Origin of the sequence: Aminomonas paucivorans DSM 12260, from assembly GCF_000165795.1 — a bacterium.
GTDB classification, from domain to species: domain Bacteria; phylum Synergistota; class Synergistia; order Synergistales; family Synergistaceae; genus Aminomonas; species Aminomonas paucivorans.
The window spans coordinates 1,195,210-1,215,375 of sequence record NZ_CM001022.1 but is presented as its reverse complement, the minus strand read 5'-3'; the positions used below and the strand labels follow the sequence as shown (position 1 = coordinate 1,215,375).

At 68.6% G+C, this 20,166-nt stretch carries 21 protein-coding genes and 1 pseudogene; 12 read left to right on the top strand and 10 right to left on the bottom strand.

Annotation, left to right across the window (positions count from 1 at the left end; translation table 11 throughout):
• Nucleotides 1-60 precede the first annotated feature (60 nt).
• From APAU_RS05585 to APAU_RS14885, 11 genes and pseudogenes are all read left to right on the top strand, one after another.
• Nucleotides 61-1,455 carry a sodium:solute symporter family protein gene (locus APAU_RS05585; RefSeq protein WP_006300753.1) on the top strand — a complete coding sequence of 465 codons (1,395 nt, stop codon included), beginning with the start codon at nt 61-63 and terminating at the stop codon, nt 1,453-1,455.
• Entirely contained in the window at nt 1,452-2,726 is a 1,275-nt protein-coding gene (locus APAU_RS05580) for a two-component system sensor histidine kinase NtrB (protein ID WP_006300751.1), read from the top strand. Before APAU_RS05585 ends, APAU_RS05580 begins: the two co-directional genes overlap by 4 nt.
• A complete protein-coding gene (locus tag APAU_RS14640) occupies nt 2,723-4,069 on the top strand; it encodes a sigma-54-dependent transcriptional regulator (RefSeq protein ID WP_006300749.1) in 1,347 nt (448 codons plus the stop codon). The genes APAU_RS05580 and APAU_RS14640 overlap by 4 nt, the downstream gene beginning before the upstream one ends.
• The gene (locus tag APAU_RS05570; protein ID WP_006300746.1) at nt 4,056-5,282 is read left to right on the top strand and encodes an RNA polymerase factor sigma-54; all 1,227 of its coding nucleotides are present in this window, start codon (nt 4,056-4,058) and stop codon (nt 5,280-5,282) included. Before APAU_RS14640 ends, APAU_RS05570 begins: the two co-directional genes overlap by 14 nt.
• A gap of 136 nt (nt 5,283-5,418) precedes the next feature.
• Nucleotides 5,419-6,639: an NRAMP family divalent metal transporter gene (locus tag APAU_RS05565; protein WP_006300744.1), complete on the top strand. Its 1,221-nt coding sequence runs from the start codon at nt 5,419-5,421 to the stop codon at nt 6,637-6,639.
• 25 nt (nt 6,640-6,664) lie between these two features.
• A complete protein-coding gene (gene pxpB / locus APAU_RS05560; protein ID WP_006300743.1) occupies nt 6,665-7,408 on the top strand; it encodes a 5-oxoprolinase subunit PxpB in 744 nt (247 codons plus the stop codon).
• Nucleotides 7,408-8,466 carry a 5-oxoprolinase subunit C family protein gene (locus APAU_RS05555; RefSeq protein ID WP_006300742.1) on the top strand — a complete coding sequence of 353 codons (1,059 nt, stop codon included), beginning with the start codon at nt 7,408-7,410 and terminating at the stop codon, nt 8,464-8,466. Before pxpB ends, APAU_RS05555 begins: the two co-directional genes overlap by 1 nt.
• A gap of 22 nt (nt 8,467-8,488) precedes the next feature.
• Nucleotides 8,489-9,262, top strand: a complete 774-nt coding sequence (locus APAU_RS05550) for a LamB/YcsF family protein (RefSeq protein ID WP_006300741.1) — start codon at nt 8,489-8,491, stop codon at nt 9,260-9,262.
• On the top strand, nt 9,259-10,089 hold the full coding sequence (locus APAU_RS05545) for a putative hydro-lyase (RefSeq protein ID WP_006300740.1): 831 nt from the start codon (nt 9,259-9,261) through the stop codon (nt 10,087-10,089). Before APAU_RS05550 ends, APAU_RS05545 begins: the two co-directional genes overlap by 4 nt.
• Nucleotides 10,090-10,281: 192 nt before the next feature.
• Complete coding sequence (locus APAU_RS05540; protein WP_198004037.1) at nt 10,282-10,461, top strand: hypothetical protein; 180 nt, start codon at nt 10,282-10,284, stop codon at nt 10,459-10,461.
• Nucleotides 10,462-10,483: 22 nt separating this feature from the next.
• Nucleotides 10,484-10,798, top strand: a pseudogene (locus APAU_RS14885) (type II toxin-antitoxin system RelE family toxin); the annotation flags it as partial.
• 54 nt (nt 10,799-10,852) lie between these two features.
• Here the strand turns inward: APAU_RS14885 and APAU_RS05535 are convergent.
• From APAU_RS05535 to rpmH, 6 genes are read right to left on the bottom strand one after another with little or no spacing between them, the layout of a single operon-like run.
• Nucleotides 10,853-11,626, bottom strand: a complete 774-nt coding sequence (locus APAU_RS05535) for a prolipoprotein diacylglyceryl transferase (protein ID WP_006300738.1) — start codon at nt 11,624-11,626, stop codon at nt 10,853-10,855.
• Nucleotides 11,627-12,289, bottom strand: coding sequence for an RNA-binding cell elongation regulator Jag/EloR (jag, locus tag APAU_RS05530; protein WP_006300737.1), 663 nt, complete (start codon nt 12,287-12,289; stop codon nt 11,627-11,629).
• Between the two features lie 39 nt (nt 12,290-12,328).
• The gene (locus APAU_RS05525; RefSeq protein WP_006300736.1) at nt 12,329-13,090 is read right to left on the bottom strand and encodes a YidC/Oxa1 family membrane protein insertase; all 762 of its coding nucleotides are present in this window, start codon (nt 13,088-13,090) and stop codon (nt 12,329-12,331) included.
• A 39-nt stretch (nt 13,091-13,129) separates the two neighbouring features.
• Nucleotides 13,130-13,411 (bottom strand): membrane protein insertion efficiency factor YidD, encoded by a 282-nt coding sequence (gene yidD / locus APAU_RS05520; protein ID WP_434219048.1) that lies wholly within the window; start codon nt 13,409-13,411, stop codon nt 13,130-13,132.
• Nucleotides 13,326-13,832 (bottom strand): ribonuclease P protein component, encoded by a 507-nt coding sequence (rnpA, locus tag APAU_RS12995; protein WP_083806770.1) that lies wholly within the window; start codon nt 13,830-13,832, stop codon nt 13,326-13,328. Before rnpA ends, yidD begins: the two co-directional genes overlap by 86 nt.
• A gap of 6 nt (nt 13,833-13,838) precedes the next feature.
• On the bottom strand, nt 13,839-13,973 hold the full coding sequence (gene rpmH / locus APAU_RS05515; protein ID WP_040344920.1) for a 50S ribosomal protein L34: 135 nt from the start codon (nt 13,971-13,973) through the stop codon (nt 13,839-13,841).
• Nucleotides 13,974-14,147: 174 nt separating this feature from the next.
• On the opposite strand from rpmH, the gene rpsT reads away from it, so the two are divergent.
• On the top strand, nt 14,148-14,426 hold the full coding sequence (gene rpsT, locus APAU_RS05510) for a 30S ribosomal protein S20 (protein WP_006300733.1): 279 nt from the start codon (nt 14,148-14,150) through the stop codon (nt 14,424-14,426).
• Nucleotides 14,427-14,438: 12 nt separating this feature from the next.
• On the opposite strand, the gene holA is transcribed toward rpsT, so the two are convergent.
• The 4 genes from holA to APAU_RS05490 all read right to left on the bottom strand — a co-directional run bounded on the left by holA (nt 14,439) and on the right by APAU_RS05490 (nt 20,131).
• On the bottom strand, nt 14,439-15,404 hold the full coding sequence (holA, locus tag APAU_RS05505; protein ID WP_006300732.1) for a DNA polymerase III subunit delta: 966 nt from the start codon (nt 15,402-15,404) through the stop codon (nt 14,439-14,441).
• Nucleotides 15,404-17,893: a leucine--tRNA ligase gene (gene leuS / locus APAU_RS05500; RefSeq protein WP_006300731.1), complete on the bottom strand. Its 2,490-nt coding sequence runs from the start codon at nt 17,891-17,893 to the stop codon at nt 15,404-15,406. The genes holA and leuS overlap by 1 nt, the downstream gene beginning before the upstream one ends.
• Nucleotides 17,894-18,050: 157 nt before the next feature.
• Nucleotides 18,051-18,839 (bottom strand): slipin family protein, encoded by a 789-nt coding sequence (locus tag APAU_RS05495; protein ID WP_006300730.1) that lies wholly within the window; start codon nt 18,837-18,839, stop codon nt 18,051-18,053.
• A complete protein-coding gene (locus APAU_RS05490; protein WP_006300729.1) occupies nt 18,836-20,131 on the bottom strand; it encodes an NfeD family protein in 1,296 nt (431 codons plus the stop codon). The genes APAU_RS05495 and APAU_RS05490 overlap by 4 nt, the downstream gene beginning before the upstream one ends.
• Between the last annotated feature and the right edge of the window lie 35 nt (nt 20,132-20,166).

The window sequence follows — 20,166 nt, the reverse complement described above, 5'->3', positions numbered from 1 at the left end:
GGGACCCTCCCTGACGGTCTGGGGGGTCTGCCGGGCCCGGCGCCTCCGGAGGAGAACCTGATGCCCCCCCTGCTGCTTCACCTGGGGGCCTTCGCGGGGTACACCCTGGCGCTGCTGCTGCTCACGGGGCAGGCCTTCGCGTGGAACGAGACGCGAAGCCTCTTCTACCTGGGGGGGCGTCGCACGGGGATGTGGATGTCCTTGGCCACCTTCTGCGCCACCTGGATGAGCGCCGCCTCGGTGGTGGGGTTCACCCTCTGGATGATGCAGGACGGCTTCCGGGCCTTCGGGGGCTCCGTGAACGGCTGGCTCCTGGGACTGGTCCCCATGCCCCTGCTGGTCTTCCGCCTTCGTCGGGTGCGATGCCTCTCCCTGCCGGAGTGGCTCGCTCGGGTATACGGGGACGAGCGCCTCCGCCGCCTGGGAGGAGGGGCGCTGCTCTTCGCCTACACCCTGTACCTGGTGATCCAGTTTCGGGCCTTCGGGGCCGTGGCGGCCCACCTGCTCCAGCTCCCCCTGGGGTTCGCCGCCGCGGCGCTGGTGTACCTCTTCGTGCTGTACACCACCTTCGGGGGCTACCCCTCGGTGGTGCGAAGTGACGCCCTGAACCTCTGCCTCATCCTGGCGGGGGTGACCCTGGCGGCGGGGGCGGCGATCCACCTCTACGGCTCCCCCCTGGCGACCTGCCGGGTCCTGGCAGTGCGGGCCCCGGAGCTTCTGAACCCCTGGAGCTCCTGGAGGGAGGGGATCACCACCCTCACCCTGGGTCTGGCCTGGGGTCTGGGGGTAGCGGCGAACCCCCAGTACGGGGTGCGCCTCATGGCGGCGCGGCGCACCCGGGATGCCCTGGGGATGCTCTGCGCCGCCCCCCTCTTTCTGGGGTGGATCTACCTGTGCCTCACCGTCCTGGGGCTGGTGGGGAGGGCTTCCTTCCCCCACATCCCCCAGACCCTGGACCCGACGGCCTTTGCGCGGCTCTTCGACGGAACCCTGCCCGTCTGGGGAGCCCTGCCCCTGCTGGTGGCGGTTCTCGCGGCGGCGGTGAGCACCGCCAATTCCCAGCTCCTCCTGGCGGCCTGCTCCCTGTGCCACGACCTGCTCCCCCAGAGGCCCCTTGCGGAGCAGGACCCCTTCGGGGAGGATCGGTTCCTTCTGCAAAACCGCCTGGCCATCGTGGCCATCGCCACGGTGTCCCTGGTGCTGAGCCAGATCCCCCTTCCGGGGATCCTGGCCCTGGGGCGCATGAGCTGGACGGTGGTGGCGGTGTGCTTCCTCTTCCCCCTCTACCTGCCCCGACGCATGGCTCCCAAGCAGACCTTCGCCGTGTTGGCCTCCGCCCTGGGGGTGCACGCCCTCCTTTCCACCCTCTCCCCCCTCACGCCGGAAACCTCCATGCTGGTGGCCCTGGCCTTCGAAGGAGCCTTCTGGATCCTCTCTTGGAGGGCGAGATCGTGACCCCCCCGACCCTGGAGGGGCTGCTGAAGTGGATCCTCACCGCCCTGGCGGTGAGCCTGGCCCTCTTCCTCCTGGGGACCCGGTTCTACCAGGGCTACGGGGACCTGCGCACCCAGGCGCTGAGAGATTCGGACCTGGTGGGGGAGGTGGTGACCCGTCTGCCCTCCGTAGCGGCGGAGGGCTGGCTGTCCCGGCTGGGCCCGGCGTGGAAGGTCTCCACCCCTCCCCTGGCGGAAGGGCCGGTGGACCGGATCCTTCGGTCCGCCGACGGGAAGGACTGGGGGCTGACCCTGAACCGTCAGGCCCTCTTCGCGGAGCTGGTGGAGGAAAACCGCTACCTCCTGGTGCTGGGGATGATCGGCCTGCTGGCCTCGGTGGAGATCGCCGTGTTTCTGGCCTACGGCATCACCCGCCCCCTGCGGCGCCTCTCCTGGGGCTGTTCTCAGCTGGCCCGGGGTCGCTCGGTGCGGCTTCCCCTGGGCCGCGGGGTCTCCTTCGAGCTGTCCCACGTCACGGGGGTGTTCAACGACCTGGCGGAACAGATGGAACGATGGCGCCGGGTTCAGGGGCGGATCGTCCGCATGGACCGGCTGGCCGCCCTGGGGGAGCTGGTGGCGGGGGTGGCCCACGAGATCCGCAACCCCCTGGCCAGCATGCGCATCCACCTGGACCTGCTGGCGGACCGGCTCCGAGACCGTCCGGAACTGGAGGGACACCTGGAGGCCCTGGGGGTGGAGATGGACCGGCTGGGGCGCACGGTGGACCAGTTCCTGGCCTTCGCCCGGCCGCGCCCTCCCCGGAGGGAGCGACTCCAGCCCCGGGACCTGCTGGAATGGACCGCCCGGATGGTGGGAAGTCAGGGCTCCCGGGGCAACGTCCGGGTGGTCCTGGAGGCTCCACCGGCTCCCCTCCCCTTCTGGGGAGATGAGGACCAGCTTCGGCAGCTGCTGCTGAACCTGGGGCTCAACGCTCTGAAGGCCATGGAGGAAGGGGGGACCCTGACCCTGGAGCTGCAGGAGACCCCGGAGGAGCTGCGCTTCGCCGTGGAGGACACGGGGAAGGGGATCCCCGAGAAACTGGTGGACCGGGTCTTCGAGCCCTTCGTCACCACCCGCCCGGACGGGACGGGACTGGGGCTTTCCATCGCCCAGCGGATCGCCCAGGATCATGGAGGAAACCTGAGCTGCCGGACCTCCCCCGGGGGGACCCGGTTCATCCTGATCCTGCCCCGGCAGGAGGAACCCCACGAGGAAGGGGATGGACTCTCATGAACCTGTGGATCGTGGACGACGAGCCGCGCCTCTCCCAGGGGCTGAAGCAGGCTTTCGAAGCGGAGGGGTACGGGGTACGGCTGTGCTCCCGCCTGGAGGAGCTGCGGCGCCACCTGAGCCAGGAGGCGCCGGACCTGGTGCTGTTGGACCAGCGGCTTCCCGACGGCCTGGGGCTGGAGGAGCTGCCCTCCCTGCTGCGGGCCGCCCCGGAGACCCGGGTGATCCTCATGACCGCCTACGGGGAATCCCCCCTCATCGTCCGGGCCATCCGCCAAGGGGCCTTCGACTACCTGGACAAGCCCTTCTCCCTGGAGGCGGTGCGCCGCATGGTGGCCAAGGCCCGGGACTCTCTGGTACTCCTGCGCCAGGCCCGGGACCGGGCCCGCTGCCGTCCCGCCCCCCTGGTGGGGTCCTCCCCCGCCCTGCGCCCCCTCCAGGAGACCCTCTCCCGCCTGACGGGGCAGACGGACCTGAACCTGCTGCTTTTGGGGGAGAGCGGCTCGGGGAAGGAGGTGGTGGCCCGACTGCTCCACGAGGTGACGGGAGGCGGGGGGCAGTTCGTTCCCCTCAACTGCGCCGCCATCCCCGAGACCCTGTTGGAATCGGAGCTCTTCGGGCACCGCAAGGGGGCCTACACGGGGGCCACGGGGGACCGGCAGGGGCTCATCGAGCTGGCGGACCGGGGAACCCTCTTCCTGGACGAGATCGGGGACCTGCCCCCCTCCCTTCAAGGGAAACTGCTGCGCTTCCTGGACACCCGGGCCCTGCGCCCCCTGGGTGGATCGGGGGAGCGCACCGTGTCCCTCAACGTGGTCTGCGCCACCTGCGTGGACCTGGCAGAGGCGGTGGCCCGGGGGAGCTTCCGCAAGGACCTGTTCTACCGCATCTCCATGTTGCCCCTGACCATCCCTCCCTTGCGGGAGCGGGGGCGGGATGTCCTGGAGCTGGCGGGGTTCTTCCTGGAGTTCTTCGCCGCCAAACGGGGACGGATCCCCAAGCACCTCTCCCCGGAGGTGGAGGACCTCTTCCTGGCCTACCCCTGGCCGGGAAACGTGCGGGAACTGAAGAACCTGATGGAGCGGCTGACCCTCCTGGCGGACCCCTCGGATCCCCTGGTCCGCCTCAAGGACCTGCCGGAGGAGATGTTGGGACGCCTGCCCGAGGATCTCCCCGCCCCGGAGGGGACGGACCTGCCTCTTCCGGAACGCCTGGAGGCCCAGGAACGGCGCTGCCTCCTGGAGGCCCTGGAGGCGGCGGGACAGAACCGCACCCAGGCCGCCCGGATCCTGGGGATCTCCCGTTTCTCCCTGCTCCGCAGGCTCCAGAAGCATGACCTGGCCTGAGCTGCGTCAGGAGCCCCGCCCCCAGCCCTCCCTGACCCAAAGGCCCTACCTCTGGCTTCAGGGAAACTGGCTCTTCCTCTCCCCGGAGGACCTGACGGAGTCCCTTCGTTCCCTGGCCCGAGGCCTCCCGGCGGTGATCCGTCCGCCCCAGGGACGCCCCCTCTCCCTGGATGCCCTGGGAGTGGACCTCCCCGGAGAGGCGGGGCTGGAGGAGGCCCTGCACTCCCAGGTGGCCTCCTGCCCCGGGTTGGGCCAGGACCCCACCCCTCCGGAGCTGTGGGTCCAGCTGTTGGGCCCCCGGGGGCTCCTCAACGTCTCCCCGGCGGAGGGGGCGGCGCTTCTGGGCCTCCCCCCGGCTTCCTTCCTGCGGAATCTGGAGGCCCTCCAGGCCTGGGCGGACCCCCCGGGGCTCTTCGCCCGGGACCTCCAGGAGTGCCTGCTCCTCCAGCTCCGCAGGCTGGGGCGAGACCCCTCCGACGAGGCCACCCTGCTCCGGGAAGGACGGGAGGACCTGGAGGGGGGAACCCTGAAGCACTTCTGTCAGGTACAGGACTGGGACCCGGGGCGCCTGGAGGCGGCACTGGCGGCCCTGCGGCGCCTGGACCCCGCCCCGGGACGGGGCCTCGTCCCCACCCGGACGGTGCGCCCGGAGCTGTCCCTCCTTCCGGGCTCCGACGGCTCCGTGGATTGCCGCCTGCTTCGGGAACACCAGCCCCGGGTGGAATGGGCCAGTGACCTCCCTGCGGGGGAGACGGACCGGCGGCTTCGGGAGCTTCTCCTGCACCTGGGACTGCGCTCCCGGACCCTGGTGCGCCTCGGGCTGGCCCTGGCCCACCGCCAGCGGGCCTTTCTGCTGGACTCGGCGGCCCCCCGGGCCCCCCTGGGGCTTCGGACCTTGAGCGACGACACGGGGATCTCCCCGTCCACCCTCAGCCGCTGCCTGAACCAGACCTGGGCGCAAACCCTCCGGGGCACCCTGCCCCTGGCCTTCCTCCTGGCCCGTTCCCCCCGACGTCGCCCGGACCTGGACTACGACACCCTGGAGGCCCTGCTCCGGGACGCCCAGGAAAAGGGCCTTCCGGACCGAAGGGTCGCCGAAGCTCTGGGTCTGCCCCGCCGGACCGTGACGTACCACCGCCTCCGCCTGGGCCTTGTCCCGTCGAACCGTGCGGGAACCGCACGCCCGGGGGCGCGGGGACCGCACGAAAGCTAATCCCCCTTTCGGAAGACCTGCGTTTTTCCCCCTTTTCCCGGGAATCCGATGATTCCCGATCCCCCGATCCATCTGGCAGTCTTTTTGCATAGAGAGAGGGTGAGGCATTCTCATCCTTTATCGGAGGTGGTCGCACATGTCGGAGAACGGGAAGTTGCTGGGCGGCAAGGAGAACAAGGCGGGGACCCTGAGCGTCCTGATGGGGGCGGCGTTCCTCATGGCCACGTCCGCCATCGGGCCGGGCTTTCTGACCCAGACGGCGGTGTTCACGGAGAAGCTCCAGGCGGCTTTCGGCTTTGCCATCCTGGCCTCGGTGCTCATCGACATGGTGGTGCAGCTCAACATCTGGCGCATCCTGGGGGTCTCGGGCATGAGGGCCCAGGACGTGGGCAACAAGGTCTTCCCCGGGCTGGGGTACTTCCTGGCCTTCGCGGTGGCCCTGGGGGGGCTGGTGTTCAACATCGGCAACGTGGCGGGAGCCGCCATGGGGCTCAACGTGGTGGCGGGGGTGCCCCTGATCCCCGGAGCGGCCCTCTCCGCCGCCCTGGCCATCCTCCTTTTCCTGAATAAGGAGATGGGCAAGGCCATGGACAAATTCGCCCAAATCCTGGGCTTCCTCATGATCGCCCTGGTGTTCATCGTGGTGGTGAAGACCCAGCCCCCCGTGGCTCTGGCCCTGCAGGAAACGGTCCTTCCCTCCAAGATCGACTGGATGATGGTGCTCACCCTGGTGGGAGGAACCGTGGGAGGCTACATCACCTTCGCCGGGGCCCATCGGATCATCGACGCGGGGGTGGTGGGCAAGGACCACCTGAAGCAGATCAGCGCGGGCTCCATCAACGCCATCAGCATCACCGCAGTCATGCGGTACCTCCTCTTTCTGGCCATCCTGGGGGTCGTGGTGATGGGACACCCCCTGGATCCGGAGAATCCCCCCGCCTCCGCCTTCCGCATCGGCGCGGGCGAGCTGGGCTACAAGGCCTTCGGGGTGATCCTGTGGGCCGCCGCGGTGACCTCCGTGGTGGGAGCCTCCTACACCTCCATCTCCTTCCTTCGCACCCTGGCCAAGACCATCGAGGCCAACCAGCGGTACTGGATCATCGGGTTCATCGTGGCCTCCACGGCCATCTTCGTCACCGTGGGCAAGCCCGTGCGTCTGCTCATCTTCGCCGGGGCGGTGAACGGCCTGATCCTCCCCGTGGCCCTGGTGTCCATGCTCCTGGCGGCCCACCGCAAGGACATCGTGGGCGACTACAAGCACCCCCTCTGGATGAGTATCATGGGGTACATCATGGTGGCCTTCACGGGGTGGATGGGGGTCACCTCCCTGACGAAGATCCTGGACATGTTCAAGTAGGACGATCCCGAGGAGGCGCATGGGCTTGGCGATCTACGAGACACCGAAACTCTTGGGCGCCGGGGAAGGATGCCTGGTGGTGGAGTTTGCCGACGAGATCCATCGGCCCTCCAACGCCAGGCTCCAGCTCCTCAGGCGCTCCCTGGAGGACGCTCCCCCGGCGGGACTGCGGGAATGCGTCCCCACCTACCGCTCCCTGGCGGTGTACTTCGACCCCCTGGTCTGCCGCCGGGAGGACCTGGAAGACCGGATCCGCGGCTCCCTGACGGAATTCCGGGACGAGGAGGAAGCGGAACGGTCCGTGGTGGTGCTGCCGGTGTGCTACGGCGGGGAGCACGGTCCGGACCTGGCGAACGTGGCGACCCACACGGGGCTGTCCCAGGAGGAAGTGATCCGCCGACACACGGCTCGGGACTGTTACTGCTTCATGCTGGGCTTCACCCCCGGTTTCCCCTATCTGGGGGGGATGGACGAATCCCTGGCCACCCCGCGCCTGGCCAACCCCCGCACGGTGATCCCCGGGGGCAGCGTGGGCATCGCGGGCAAACAGACCGGGGTGTACCCCATGGACAGCCCCGGGGGATGGCAGCTCATCGGCCGCACCCCCCTGCGGCTCTTCGACCCGAACGGCACCCCCCCCACCCTGGTAGACGCGGGGGACTGGATCCGCTTTCAGCGGGTGGACGAGAAGACCTACGTGGACCTGGAAGCCCAGGTGACCTCGGGGGCCTACCGGGTGACCCGGATCCGGGAAGGGGGAAGCCGGTGATGCGCCTTCTGGTGCACAAACCCGGGATGCTCACCACGGTGCAGGACCTGGGACGCTGGGGGCACCAGTCCCGAGGGGTCTCCGTCTCCGGGGCCATGGACCCCTTCTCCCTGCGCCTGGGGAACGTGTTGCTGGGCAACGGGGAGGGGGCGGCGGCCCTGGAACTCACCGTGATGGGACCGGAGCTGGAGGTCTTGGAGGGGGGAACCCTGATCCTGGCCGGAGGGGACCTGAAGATGCGCCTGGACGGAATCCCGGCGGAGCCCTGGCGGGTCTACCGGGTCTCCCGGGGGTGCCGGATCTCCTTCGGGGGGTTGGGTTCCGGGGGGTGCCGGGCAAACCTGTGCCTTGCCGGGGGGGTGGAGGTGCCCTCGGTGATGGGCAGCCGCTCCACCCACCTGCGTGCCCGTCTGGGAGGTTTTCAGGGCCGGGCGCTGGCGGCGGGGGACGAGATCGTTTCCGGCTCTCCGGACCCCCTGTGGGCTCGGGGAGAAGGGCTACCCTGTCCCGAGGACATGAGACCCCGCTGGGATCCCCTGGCCCCCCTGGAGGTGCTGGAGGGCCCCCAGACGGACGCCTTCACCCCCCAGGGGCTGGAGACGTTTTTCGGAAACGAGTACGCCATCTCCCCCGAGGCGGACCGCATGGGCTACCGCTTCGAGGGACCGGCGGTGGAGCACCTTGCGGGGGCGGACATCGTGTCCGACGCCATCCCCCTGGGGGCGATCCAGGTGCCCGGACACGGCCAGCCCATCGCCATGCTGGCGGATCGGCAGACCACGGGGGGCTACACCAAGATCGGGGTGCTCTCCGCCTGGTCCGTGGCCCAACTGGCCCAGCGCCTCCCGGGACAGGGGGTCCGGTTTCGACGGACCACCCCGGAGGAGGCCACGGCGGTCCTGCGGGACTTCGAGGAACGGCTCCGCCGGGCCGGGAGCGTGCGGGCCTCCTGGCGCAGCCGACAGGAAACCCCCTCCCTCCAGGGGGAGGGCCCCCGTCGTTTCCGCCTGCGCCTGGAGGGACGGGAGTACGACGTACAGGTCAGCCCCGGGGCCTAACCCCGGGAGGAAGGAGGCCCACATGCACCGCATGGACATGAACAGCGATCTGGGGGAAAGCTTCGGAACCTACGTGCTGGGAGACGACGAGGCGGTCCTGAGGGCGGTCAGCTCCGCCAACGTGGCCTGCGGTTTCCACGCCGGGGACCCCCAGGTGATGGAGACCACCGTGAAGCTCTGCGCCCGCCACGGGGTGTCCGTGGGAGCCCACCCGGGACACCCGGACCTCCAGGGTTTCGGACGGAGGACCCTGGCCTGCACCCCCTGGGAGGCCTACACCAACTGTCTGTATCAGATCGGGGCGCTGCGGGCCTTCTGCGACGCCGCAGGGGTGCCCCTGGTCCACGTAAAGCCCCACGGGGCCCTGTACAACCAGGCCGCCAAGGATCCCGCCCTGGCGGAAGCCATCGCCCGGGCGGTGAAGGACGCGGGGAAGGGACTGATCCTCCTGGGCCTGGCGGGGTCCGCCTTTGACAGGGCCGCGGAGGCCGTGGGGGTTCCCTACGGGGCGGAGGCCTTCGCCGATCGGGGCTACCAGGCCGACGGGACCCTGGTGCCCCGCTCCCAGCCCGGAGCCCTGATCCACGACCCCCAGGAGGCCGCAGCCCGGGTGGTGCGCATGGCCACGGAGGGCAAGGTGCGAAGCGTGGAGGGCACGGAGATCGCCTTCCGCCCCCACTCCATCTGCTTCCACGGGGACACCCCCGAGGCGGTGGAGATGGCCCTGGCGGCCCGAAAGGCCCTGGAGGCCGCGGGGGTTCAGGTCTGTTCCCTCAAGGAGGTGCTGGGACTGTGAGCGACCTTCTCTGCGGCGGCACCCTGGCGGAGCGTACCGCCGCCCACGGCGCCACTTCCCCGGAGGAGATGCGGCGGATCATCCGGACGGGGGCCTGGACGGAACCCACGGCGGGGCTGTGCCGGGGACACGTGCAGGCCAACATGGCCATCCTCCCGGCGGATTGGGCCTTCGAATTCCTCCTCTTCTGCCAGCGAAACCCCAAACCCTGCCCGGTGCTGGACGTGACGGAACCCGGATCCCCGGAGCCCCGGCTGGTGGCCCCGGGGGCGGATCTGCGCACCGACCTGCCCCGCTACCGGGTCTACCGGGACGGGGTGCTGACGGAGGAGCCCACGGACATCCGCCACCTGTGGAGGGACGACCTGGTGGCCTTCCTCCTGGGCTGCTCCTTCTCCTTCGAGGGAGCCCTGCTGGAGGCGGGGGTGCCGGTGCGCCACATCGAGGAAGGCACCAACGTGCCCATGTACATCACCAACCGACCCTGCGTCCCCGCAGGGCGCTTCGCCGGTCCCACGGTGGTGAGCATGAGGCCCGTCCCCAACCCCCTGGTGCCCAAGGCGGTTCTCTGCACGGGCCGCTTCCCCTCGGTCCACGGCGCCCCCATCCACATCGGCGACCCCGAAGCCCTCGGCATCGCCGACGTGAACCGGCCGGACTTCGGGGACCCGGTGCCCATCCGCCCCGGAGAGACCCCGGTGTTCTGGGCCTGCGGCGTCACCCCCCAGGCGGTGGTGATGGCCTCCAAGCCCCCCTTCGTGATCACGCACTCGCCAGGCCACATGTTTTTATGCAATCCCCGAGACGCGGACTACGCGGTGTTCTAAAGGGGGAAGACCCCAGGAGAAACGGCGAGGGAGGGCCCCAGGCCCTCCCTCGTGCGTTGCGCTCTCCCCGGGAAAACCACCTGCCCGCTACCACCCACCCACGACCCGTCAGTCTTCCGGGCGATATAATCGTCCCAGAAAGGGGGTGATCCCATGGCCGTCATCACGCGAGACCGCAGGACCCGACGGGACATGTACCGCCTGATCCGGAATCTTCCCCCGGAGGATGTTGAGAAAGTCGCAAGCTACGCGGCCTTTCTGACCTACCAAAGGAACCTCGAAGATGCGGAGGATCTCTGGGTCACCCAGGAGCGCCGGAACGAACCGTCCGTTCCTCTTCGCGACATCCTCAAGGAGATGAGCCTTAACTGACCTTTACCGGGTCGAACTCGCAGTCGGAGCCGCCAAGGAACTCAAAGCGCTCCCCCGAGACGCAGCGGAGCGGGTCGCTCTGGCCCTTCTGTCTCTGGAAGAGTGTCCCCGCCCCCGAGGCAGCCTGAAGCTGACGGGGAGCGAAGCTTATCGGGTTCGCGTGGGGCGATACCGCATTGTCTACGAGATCCGCGACGACGTGCTGTTGGTTCTCTCGTCGTCCGGATCGCCCATCGGAGCGACGTCTACCGCTGAAACCGCTCCTGTTGTCAGAGTGGTCCCTCTCTTTGAAACGACCCCTCTTCAGGATCCACGACGAAGGCGGCGGACCCCTTGAGGGAATCCGCCGCCTTCCGGTTTGTCTCTTGTGTGCAGGAGAAATCCCCTCGGTTCATCCCCGGAAGCGCCGCCGCCCTCTCCAGGAAACGATCAGCCAGGCAGCCCCCACCGCCAGGGCCAGGGCGCCCAGGTATTGCCCCACCCGGAGGCCCAGGATGCGGTCCCCGTCCCGCAGCACGTCCGCGGCCAGGCGATACAGGCCGTAGAGGATCAGGAAGAGGGGCCAAAGGACCGCTCCCCGTTTCGCCTGGGCGGCGTCCCAGCGAAGCCGCCGTTCCAGCCCCATGAGGGTCAGGGCGATGGCAAACGCCCCCAGGGATTCGAAAAGCTGAGAGGGGAAGCGCAGGACCCCTTCGGGATCTCGAAGAAAGTGCACCCCCAAGGGAGAAGAGGTGATCCGCCCCACGCAGCAGCCGTTCAGCAGACACCCCCACCGCCCGATTCCCACCATCCAGGCGGCGGGAACCGCCACGGACTCCGCGAAGGCCCCCAGGGAAAGCCCCTTGCGGCGGACCCGCCAGAGTCCCGCCAGCCCCCCCCCCAGAAACGCGGGTCCCGAGGACATGGCTCCCTCCCAGACGCGAAGGATCTTCTCCGGATGGGCGACGTAGTAGGACCAGTAGTCCCCATAGCCCCCCAGGCGTGCCCCCACGAGACAACCCAGGAAGACCCAGAAAAGCACGTCCGTGACGTCGTCGTAGTCCAACCCGTACCGCGCCACCGCCCGGCGCCGGGAGGTGAGGACGAAGAGGCACAGCGCTGTGGTCCAGAGCACGTAGTAGCTCTGGACCTCCAGCGGCCCCAGGTTGAAGAGGACGGGGAACATCTAGAAGGAAGTGGACAGGCGTCGCTGAGGACGGCGTTCCTTGCGGTGCTTGGGCCAGACGACCACCTTGCGGAGGGGTTCGTCCCCCACCGACCGGGTCTCCACCTCTCCGTCGTCCTTCAGGGCCACGTGGATGATGCGGCGTTCCCAGCTGGACATGGGGTCCAGGCTGATGGGACGTCCCTTGCGCACTGCGTCCCGGGCGGCGGACTCCGCCAGCCGGGTGAGGCTGGCCTCGCGCCGCTCCCGATACCCGCCGCAGTCGAAGCGCACCCGATGCCCCCCCGCCTCCTCGTGGAGCATGAGGTTGGTGAGGAACTCCAGGGCCTTGAGGGTCTCTCCGTAGCGCCCGATGACGATGCCCGCATCGTCGCCCACCAGGTTCAGGAGCCCCTCGGGGGTGATCTCGGGCTGCACCTCCAGCTCCATCCGGGAAAGAAGCTCCCGGGCGTGGCGGCGCACCTTCAGAAGCCCCGGGGCGGCCAGAGGGGCCACCTCCACCCGCAGCTTCCGTCCCAACAGGCCGAAGAGACGTTTTTCCTCATCCAGCACCGAAAACGAGAGGTCCTCGGGTTCCAGTCCCCAGTGCTTCGATCCCTGCTCCTGGGCCTCCTCCAGGGTGGCCACTTCCAGAACCAAGGTCTCCTGTCCTTCCGTCGTCATTCCATCGCCTCCCCTTGCGAACGCCGCTCTTGAGGCCGTCTAGTCGTCCTTGCCCGCTCCGGCTTCCTCGGGCTTGTTCTTGTGGAGCGTGGGCTTGACCTGCATTTCCTGCTCCGCCTTGTGCATCACCCTCCACTGCTGGGCCACGCTGATGAAGGAGGAGGAACCCCAGTAGAGCATGACTCCCCCGGGAAGGCTCAGGCAGATGAAGGACATGAACAGGGGCATGAACCAGTTAAGGAAGGCCATCTGGGGGTTGTTGGCGGAACTCAGGCGCTGCTGGAACCAGGTGAGAAAACCCACCAGGACGATAAGGATCACCACGGGACCGTAGAGGTCCAGGCGCATCAGCCCTTCGGGGTGGGCTGCCAATCCCTGGAGTACCGAACCGAAGCTGGCGTTCTTGACGGGCATCCCCACCGCAGCGGCCAGAGCCCCCAGGGCGCTGGTGTCCAGGCCTACCCCCAGGAAGGTGGCCTTGGCGAAGTCGTATTGCATCAGGACCCGGTACAGGAGGATGAAGATGGGGAGCTGCACCAGCAGGGGCATGCAGCCCGCCGCGGGGTTCACCCCGTTCTCCTTGTAGAGCTTCATCATCTCCTGGTTCAGCTTCTCCTTGTCCCCGGCGTACTTCTCCTGGATCACCTTCAGGCGGGGCTGGATCTTCTGCATGCGCTGCATGCTCATGAGCTGTTTGTGGGAAAGGGGGTGGAGCAGCACCCGCACGGCCAGGGTGAGCAGGATGATGGCCAGGCCGTAGGAGTGGGTCAGTCCGTAGAAGAAATTGAGCGTGCCGAGCATGAGGTTCCCGGCAGCGTTCCAAAGCGAGCCCAAGGGCGTTCACCTTCCTCGTTCATGTCGTGGGCCCGGTGGCCCGCCCCTTCGGGGCCAGACCTCCGGCACCGGATCGTACCCTCCCGGGTGCCAGGGACCGCAGCGCAGGATCCTCGCCGTCCCCAGCCACAGACCCTTCAGGAGGCCAAAACGCCCCAACGCCTCCACCATGTACTGGGAACAGGTGGGGTGGAAGCGACAGTTATCCCCCAGAAGCGGGGAGATCCATCTCTGGTAGAACCGCACCGCCCCCATGGCCATCCGGGCGGGCAGACCGACTTTCTCCACGGTCCACGTCCCAATCCTCTCCGGGCCAATCCTCTCGGAGCAATCCCGCCTGACGGAACAGACGGGCCATCTCCCGATATACGGGCCTCGCCCCCACCGCCAAGCCTCGTTCCCGGAGGGAGGCCACGACCCAGAACCCCGGGCGCACCCAGGGAAGAAGGCGGCGAAAGGATTCCCGCATCCATCGACGACCCCGAACGCGGAAGACCGCCTTGCCCACCTTGCGCCCCACGGTAACCCCCACCTGGGTGGCCTCTCCGGGCCTCTCCACAAAGAACAACCGCACCAGCTCGCCATGGGCTCGACGGCCGGTGCGGAATACGAGGTCGAACTCCCATCCCCGCTTCAGGCGGAGAGCCCGGGAAAATCCGAATCGAGCTTCGCCGTGATCCGCGGCTTCGCCTTGCGGTTCGCTGGGCACGGGAAGCTAGACGGCGAGGCGCTTGCGGCCCTTGCGGCGCCGGTTGCGCAGGATGTTGCGGCCGCTGGGGGAAGCGGAACGCTCCAGAAAGCCCATGGAACGCTTCCGGGGAACGTTGTGCGGCTGATACGTCCGTTTCACTGGTGACACCTCCCGTTTCGACGTGGTGACGCGCATGGACCCTTTCGGAAAAGCCTTGATACTATAGCACAGGCCGCCGAAACGGGGCAACCGCGCGGAGCTCCCTCCGCGGTTGCCCCGCCCCGGTCGGGTATGCTATGATCCAATGCGTTTCGGAAAAAGGAGGTGACGGCAGTGCCGAACAAGAAATCCGCGGCAAAGAGGGTCCTGGTGGCCGAGCGGAACCGCCTGTACAACCGTTTTTGGAAGACCCGCTGCAAGAACGCGGTGAAGAAGGTCCTGGAAGCGGTGGCCCAAGGGGACAAGGATCTGGCAGGCAAGCGCCTGGTGGAAGCCCAGAGCGTCCTGGACAAGGCAGTGGTCAAGGGCGTGATCCACCGCAACACCGCAGCCCGGCGGAAGTCGGGTGTCGCCGCCAAGGTTCACGTTCTCCTGAAGACGGCTCAGGCTTAGTTCTTCCGGGCCTTACCGACGAACGGCTGCCATGGACGAGGGATGCCCGCGGGATCCCTCGTTTTTTCTTGCCCGAAGCAGCCCCTGCACCGCCAGCTCCACCCCCGCCCAACCGGTTCCCTGGCCGGTCTTCTCCTGCAGGTTGAGCCCGATGAGGTCTCCGGTAAAGCGGGTGAGGGCCGCCAGGCCATACCGGGCCCCCGCCTGCTGGGCCAGCTTCCAGGCGTAGGGCCGGGCCTTCAGGAACCGCTCCACCTGGCCGGACCTCCTGGGGAACCGGGCCCCCCACCAGGCCAGGCGAAAGCGGTTGTGCAGAGCCGCCAGCACGGGAATCACCTCGTCCCGGCGCCGAAGCCCCTCCAGACAGGCCAGGGCGGGAACAGCCTGCCCTCGGCAGAGGTGGTCCAGAAACTGCACCAGAAGGCGGCTCCCGTCTCCCAGGCACAGGGCTCGAACCTGTTCCTCCCCCACCGTCTCCCCCAGCAAGGCCAGCTTGCGCACCTCCATGGCCAGCTCCCCCGGGTCCTCGAAGGCCTCGGAGAGCAGGGCCAGTGCCCCCGGCTCCAGGCGCACCCCCTCCTCCCGGGCGATCCCCTCGATCCAGTCCAGCCGCTCCCGGCCGAAACGAGGCAGGGGACGGCTCTCCACCCGGACGATCCGCTCCCGGGCCTCCGGCGGAAGCGCCTTGCCCGGATCCTGTTCGTACAGCAGCACCAGGGTGGTGGAGGCTTCGGGGGGTTCCAGGAGAGCGACGCAGGCGGGGGGCAGGGGGCCCAGTTCCTGGGCCCCGTCCACCACCACGATCCGACGCTCGTCGAAAAGCCCCCCGGAGAGGTTGTCCGCCAAAAGGGAAACCCACGTCTCCCCTTCCCGCGCGGAGAGCACCTCCGAGTCGGGCCCTGCAAGCCTCGCCAGGGTCTCCTCCAGCAGACGGCGACGGCCGCTGCCCGAGGAGACCAGCAACACCACGTGGGGCACTAGGGCTTCACCACCACGTTCACCAACTTGTCCGGCACGGCGATGACCTTGAGGATCTCCTTGCCCGCAAGCCGGGCCGCCACCGCCTCGTGGGCCAGCACCTGCTCCTGCAGGGCCTCCCGGGAAAGCCCCGCGGGCATCTCCAGCTGCTCCCGGACCTTGCCGTTCACCTGAAGCACCACCGTCACCACCTCCGCCGCCAGGGCGGTCCGGTCCACCTGGGGCCAGGGGTGCCGGGCCAGGAGATCCTGGTGTCCCAACATCTGCCACAGCTCCTCGCACAGGTGGGGGGTGAAGGGAGAAAGGCACACCAGCAGGGTCTCCACCCCTTCCCGTAGCACCCTCCAGGCGGTCCCGTCGGCGGGTTTGAAGGCCCCCAGGGCGTTGGAAAGCTCCATAAGCCGGGCCACGGCGGTGTTGAACTGCCGCTCGTCCCGGATGTCCCGGGTGACCCGGTCGATGGTGCCGTGGATCAGGCGCTTGAGGTCCCGGTCCTCCCGACGGGGGAGGTCCGAGGACGCCAGGGGAGCCCCGGCGGCGCGCAACCCCTCCAGGCGGTCCTCCACCAGCCGGTGCACCCGCCCCAGGAAGCGGTGGGCCCCCTCCACTCCCTTGTCGGACCAGTCCAGGTCCTTCTCCGGCGGGGAGGCGAAGAGGATGAACAGGCGCGCCGTGTCCGCCCCGTAGCGCCGGATGATCTCGTCCGGGTCCACCACGTTCCCCTTGGACTTGGACATCTTGGTGCCTTCCTTGAGGACCATTCCCTGGGTGAGGAGGTTGGTGAAGGGCTCCCGGACGGTCTGGGGCAGGAGGCCCAGGTCGGAGCAGACCTTGGTGAAGAACCGGGCGTAGATCAGGTGCAGGCAGGCATGTTCGATGCCCCCGATGTACTGGTCCACGGGCATCCAGTAGGCCGCGTCGTCGTGGGCGAAGGGCTCCGCGTCCGTCCAGGGGGAGGTATAGCGCAGGAAGTACCAGGACGAGCAGATGAAGGTGTCCATGGTGTCCGTCTCCCGCACCGCCGGGCCGCCACAGCGGGGGCAGGTGGTGTGGACCCACTCCGTCGCCCCGGGCAGGGGGGTGCCGCCTCCCTCCAGGACCTTCACGTCCATGGGCAGCAGCACCGGGAGCTGGTCCTCCGGCACCGGGACGATGCCGCACTTCTCGCAGGTCACCACCGGAATGGGGGCTCCCCAGTAGCGCTGCCGGGAGATAAGCCAGTCCCGGAGGCGGTAGTTCACCTCCCGCTTGCCCCAGCCCTGCTCCTCGAACCACCGGCTCATGGCGGACAGGGCCTCGGCGGTGGGCATCCCGTCGAAGGAGCCGGAGTTGCACTGCACCCCGTCGGCCTCGAAGGCCGCCTCCAGGGCGTCTCCGTCGGGCACGGGGCCGTCGGCGGGACGGATCACCGGGATCACCGGGATGGCGTACTTGCGGGCGAACTCGAAGTCCCGCTGGTCGTGGGCAGGGACCCCCATGATGGCGCCGGTGCCGTAGTCCATGAGGATGTAGTTGGCGATCCACAGGGGGATCCGCTCCCCGTTCACCGGATTGAGGACGAAGAAGCCCGTGTCCATCCCCAGCTTCTCCCCTCCCACGGCGGTGCGGTCGATCTCGCTCTGGTGGACCACCTTCCGCACGAAGGCCCGGATCTCCTCGCCCCGGGGAGAGCGCTTCGCCAGCTCCTCCACCAGGGGGTTCTCCGCCGCCAGGGCCGCGAAGGTGACCCCATAGATGGTGTCGATGCGGGTGGTGAAGGCCTCCATGTCCAGATCCGTACCCTCGATGCGGAAGGACAGGCGCACCCCCTCGGACCGGCCGATCCAGTTCTTCTGCATGATTTTGACCCGCTCGGGCCACCCGGGCAGCTCGTCCAGGCAATCCAGCAGCTCCTGGGCATAGTCGGTGGTGCGCAGGAACCACTGCTCCAGACCCCGTTTCTTCACGGCGGTGCCGCAGCGCCAGCAGTGTCCCCCGTCGATGACCTGCTCGTTGGCCAACACGGTCTGGCAGGAATCGCACCAGTTCACCGGGGCGTGCTTGCGGTAGGCCAGGCCCTTCTTGAAGAACTGGAGGAAGAGCCACTGGGTCCAGCGGTAGTAGTCGGGGTTGCAGGTCTCCACCCGACGGCGCCAGTCGTAGCTGCACCCCATACGATGGAGCTGTTCCGTCATGTGGTCGATGTTTTTCCAGGTCCACTCGGAGGGTTGAACCCCGTATTTGAGCGCCGCGTTCTCCGCGGGCAGCCCGAAGGCATCGAACCCGATGGGGTACAGCACGTTGTACCCCTGCATCCGCAGGAACCGGGCCAGGAGGTCCCCGATGGAATAGTTCCGCAGGTGCCCCATGTGCAGGGCGCCGCTGGGGTAGGGGAACATCTCCAGACAGTAGAACTTGGGACCCTTCCCGTCCTTCTCCACGTGGAAGACTCCCTGCTCCGCCCAGGTTCGTTGCCACTTGGGCTCGATGGACCCGAAATCGTACGCCATGGCTAGCTTCGCCTCCGTCCCGTGATGACCCGCTCCAAGTCGAGTTCGCCCCATTATAGCCAGCCTCCCCGGGGGGCGCAAAAAGACGGAAGGGCTCCCACGAAGTGGGAGGAGGCCCGAGGGCCTCCTCCCGGCAGTTCCGCCTCCCCTTGCGGGTTCAGTCCTCCGGACGTTCCGCCTTCTTCAGAAAGGGTCGCAACAGGTCGATGGGCAGGGGGAAGATGGTGGTGGAGTTCTTCTCGCTGGCCACCTCCCGCAGGGTCTGGAGGTACCGAAGCTGCAGCGTCACCGGCGACCGGTCCATCACCTCCGCCGCCTGGAAGAGCTTCTCCGCCGCCTGAAGTTCCCCCTCCGCGGCGATGACCTTGGCCCGCCGCTCCCGCTCCGCCTCCGCCTGCCGCGCCATGGCCCGCTTCATCCCCTCGGGCAGCTCCAGCTCCTTCACCTCCACGGCGCTGACCTTGATCCCCCAGGGATCCGTGCGCTCGTCGATGATCTGCTGCAGCTCCAGGTTGATCTTGTCCCGGGCGGAGAGCACCTCGTCCAGCTCCGACCGACCGATGACGGACCGCAGGGTGGTCTGGGAGAGCTGGCTGGTGGCCATGATGTAGTTCTCCACCTCCACCACCGACCGGGAGGGGTCCATGACCCGGAAATACACCACCGCGTTCACCTTGATGGGCACGTTGTCCCGGGTGATCACCTCCTGCACCGGCACGTCCAGGGTCACCACCCGCAGGTCCACCCGAAGCACCCGGTCCACCACGGGGATCACCAGAATGAGCCCCGGCCCCTTCCCCCCCACCAGACGCCCCAGGCGAAACACCACCGCCCGCTGGTACTCCGGAACCACCTTCACCGCCGCCCCCAGGAACATCAGAACCAGGAGCAGCCCCACCAGGCTGGTCCCCGCCTCCCACAACAGGCTGAACAGATCGAAGATCATGGGCTTCCCTCCTCATCCGAAACCGGGTCCTTCCCCTCCACCGGGGACAAGGACTCCACCTCCAACAGCAGACCCCGAACCTCCACCACCCGAACCTCCTCCCCCACATGGGCAAAACCGCCCTCCCGCAGACGGGCCTTCCACAGCTCCCCCCGGTGCAGCACCATGCCCTCCGGGTCCAGGGCCACTACCACCCGGGCGGAGGCCTGGGTCAGCTCCTCCACCCCCGAGGTGGGGCGCTTCCGCTGGGCACGCCACACCGCCCGGAGGACAACGGCAAAGCACAGTCCCAGCAGGGCCAAGACCACGTACAGGGACGGGGAGGAGGGAGGCAGCAGCTCCCCTCCCGGAGCCCGGAAGGACAGCAGGGCCCCCATTCCCAGCGCGCCGATTCCCAGAAGGCTCAAGACTCCCACCCCTCCCACGAACAGGTCCGCCGCCAGGATGCCCACCCCCGCCAGAAGCAGCGCCACCCCCGCCAGGTTCACCGGGAGCACCTTGAGGCCGTAGGACGCCACCAGCAGGAGCAGCACCCCGGCGGTACCGAACAGATACCCCCCCGGCGCGGAGGCCTCCAGGATCAGGGCGAAGACCCCCGCGGAGAGAGCCAGGGCCGCCACGTCCGGTCGGGATACCGCCTCCAGCAGCTTGAGGCGCAGGGGCAGGGGGACGGAAACGATCCGTTGACCCCGGGGATGCAGCTCCACGGCCCGCCCCCCCTGGAGGACCACCGTGCGTCCCTCCACGTCCCGAAGCAGCGCAGGGACATCCGCCGTCAGAGCATCCACCACTCGCTCTTTCAGGGCCTCCCGGGCGGTGAGGGAAACACTCTCCCCCACCATCCGGGCGGCCATTTCGGGGTTGCGCCCCCGCTCCTGGGCGAGAGCCCGCATCCGGGCGGAAAGGTCGTTTACGATCTTTCGGTCCAGTTCCTTGGACTCCAGGTCCTTGCCCCCCAGACCCACGGGGTGTGCGGCCCCCAGGTGGGTCCCCGGGGCCAGGGCAGCCACGTGGGCTGCCTGGACGAGGAAGGCCCCCGCGGAAGCGGCCCGGGCCCCGGAGGGCCCCACCCACACCGCCACGGGGACGGAGGACCCGGCGATGGCCCGGGCCATGGCGTTCATGGAGGCCACCAGCCCCCCGGGGGTGTCCAGCTCCACCACCAGAAGGTGGACCCGTTCCTCCCGGGCCCGGCGAAGGGTCGTGTCCAGGTGCTCCTCCAGGGCCACCCCCACCACCCCGTCCAGGCGGGTGACCCAGACCTCCCCACCCCAGGCGGGGACGGCCCACAACAGAATCGTCAGGAATCCCGCTCTCAGCCTGCGCT

Coding starts and splice junctions, on each gene's coding strand:
- APAU_RS05585 (WP_006300753.1), top strand. CDS start 61: ATGCCCCCCCTGCTGCTTCACCTGGGGGCCTTCGCGGGGTACACCCTG.
- leuS (WP_006300731.1), bottom strand. CDS start 17,893: ATGGCGTACGATTTCGGGTCCATCGAGCCCAAGTGGCAACGAACCTGG.
- APAU_RS05555 (WP_006300742.1), top strand. CDS start 7,408: ATGCGCCTTCTGGTGCACAAACCCGGGATGCTCACCACGGTGCAGGAC.
- APAU_RS05550 (WP_006300741.1), top strand. CDS start 8,489: ATGCACCGCATGGACATGAACAGCGATCTGGGGGAAAGCTTCGGAACC.
- APAU_RS05540 (WP_198004037.1), top strand. CDS start 10,282: ATGTACCGCCTGATCCGGAATCTTCCCCCGGAGGATGTTGAGAAAGTC.
- APAU_RS14640 (WP_006300749.1), top strand. CDS start 2,723: ATGAACCTGTGGATCGTGGACGACGAGCCGCGCCTCTCCCAGGGGCTG.
- APAU_RS05525 (WP_006300736.1), bottom strand. CDS start 13,090: ATGCTCGGCACGCTCAATTTCTTCTACGGACTGACCCACTCCTACGGC.
- APAU_RS05495 (WP_006300730.1), bottom strand. CDS start 18,839: ATGATCTTCGATCTGTTCAGCCTGTTGTGGGAGGCGGGGACCAGCCTG.
- APAU_RS05535 (WP_006300738.1), bottom strand. CDS start 11,626: ATGTTCCCCGTCCTCTTCAACCTGGGGCCGCTGGAGGTCCAGAGCTAC.
- APAU_RS05570 (WP_006300746.1), top strand. CDS start 4,056: ATGACCTGGCCTGAGCTGCGTCAGGAGCCCCGCCCCCAGCCCTCCCTG.
- APAU_RS05565 (WP_006300744.1), top strand. CDS start 5,419: ATGTCGGAGAACGGGAAGTTGCTGGGCGGCAAGGAGAACAAGGCGGGG.
- jag (WP_006300737.1), bottom strand. CDS start 12,289: ATGACGACGGAAGGACAGGAGACCTTGGTTCTGGAAGTGGCCACCCTG.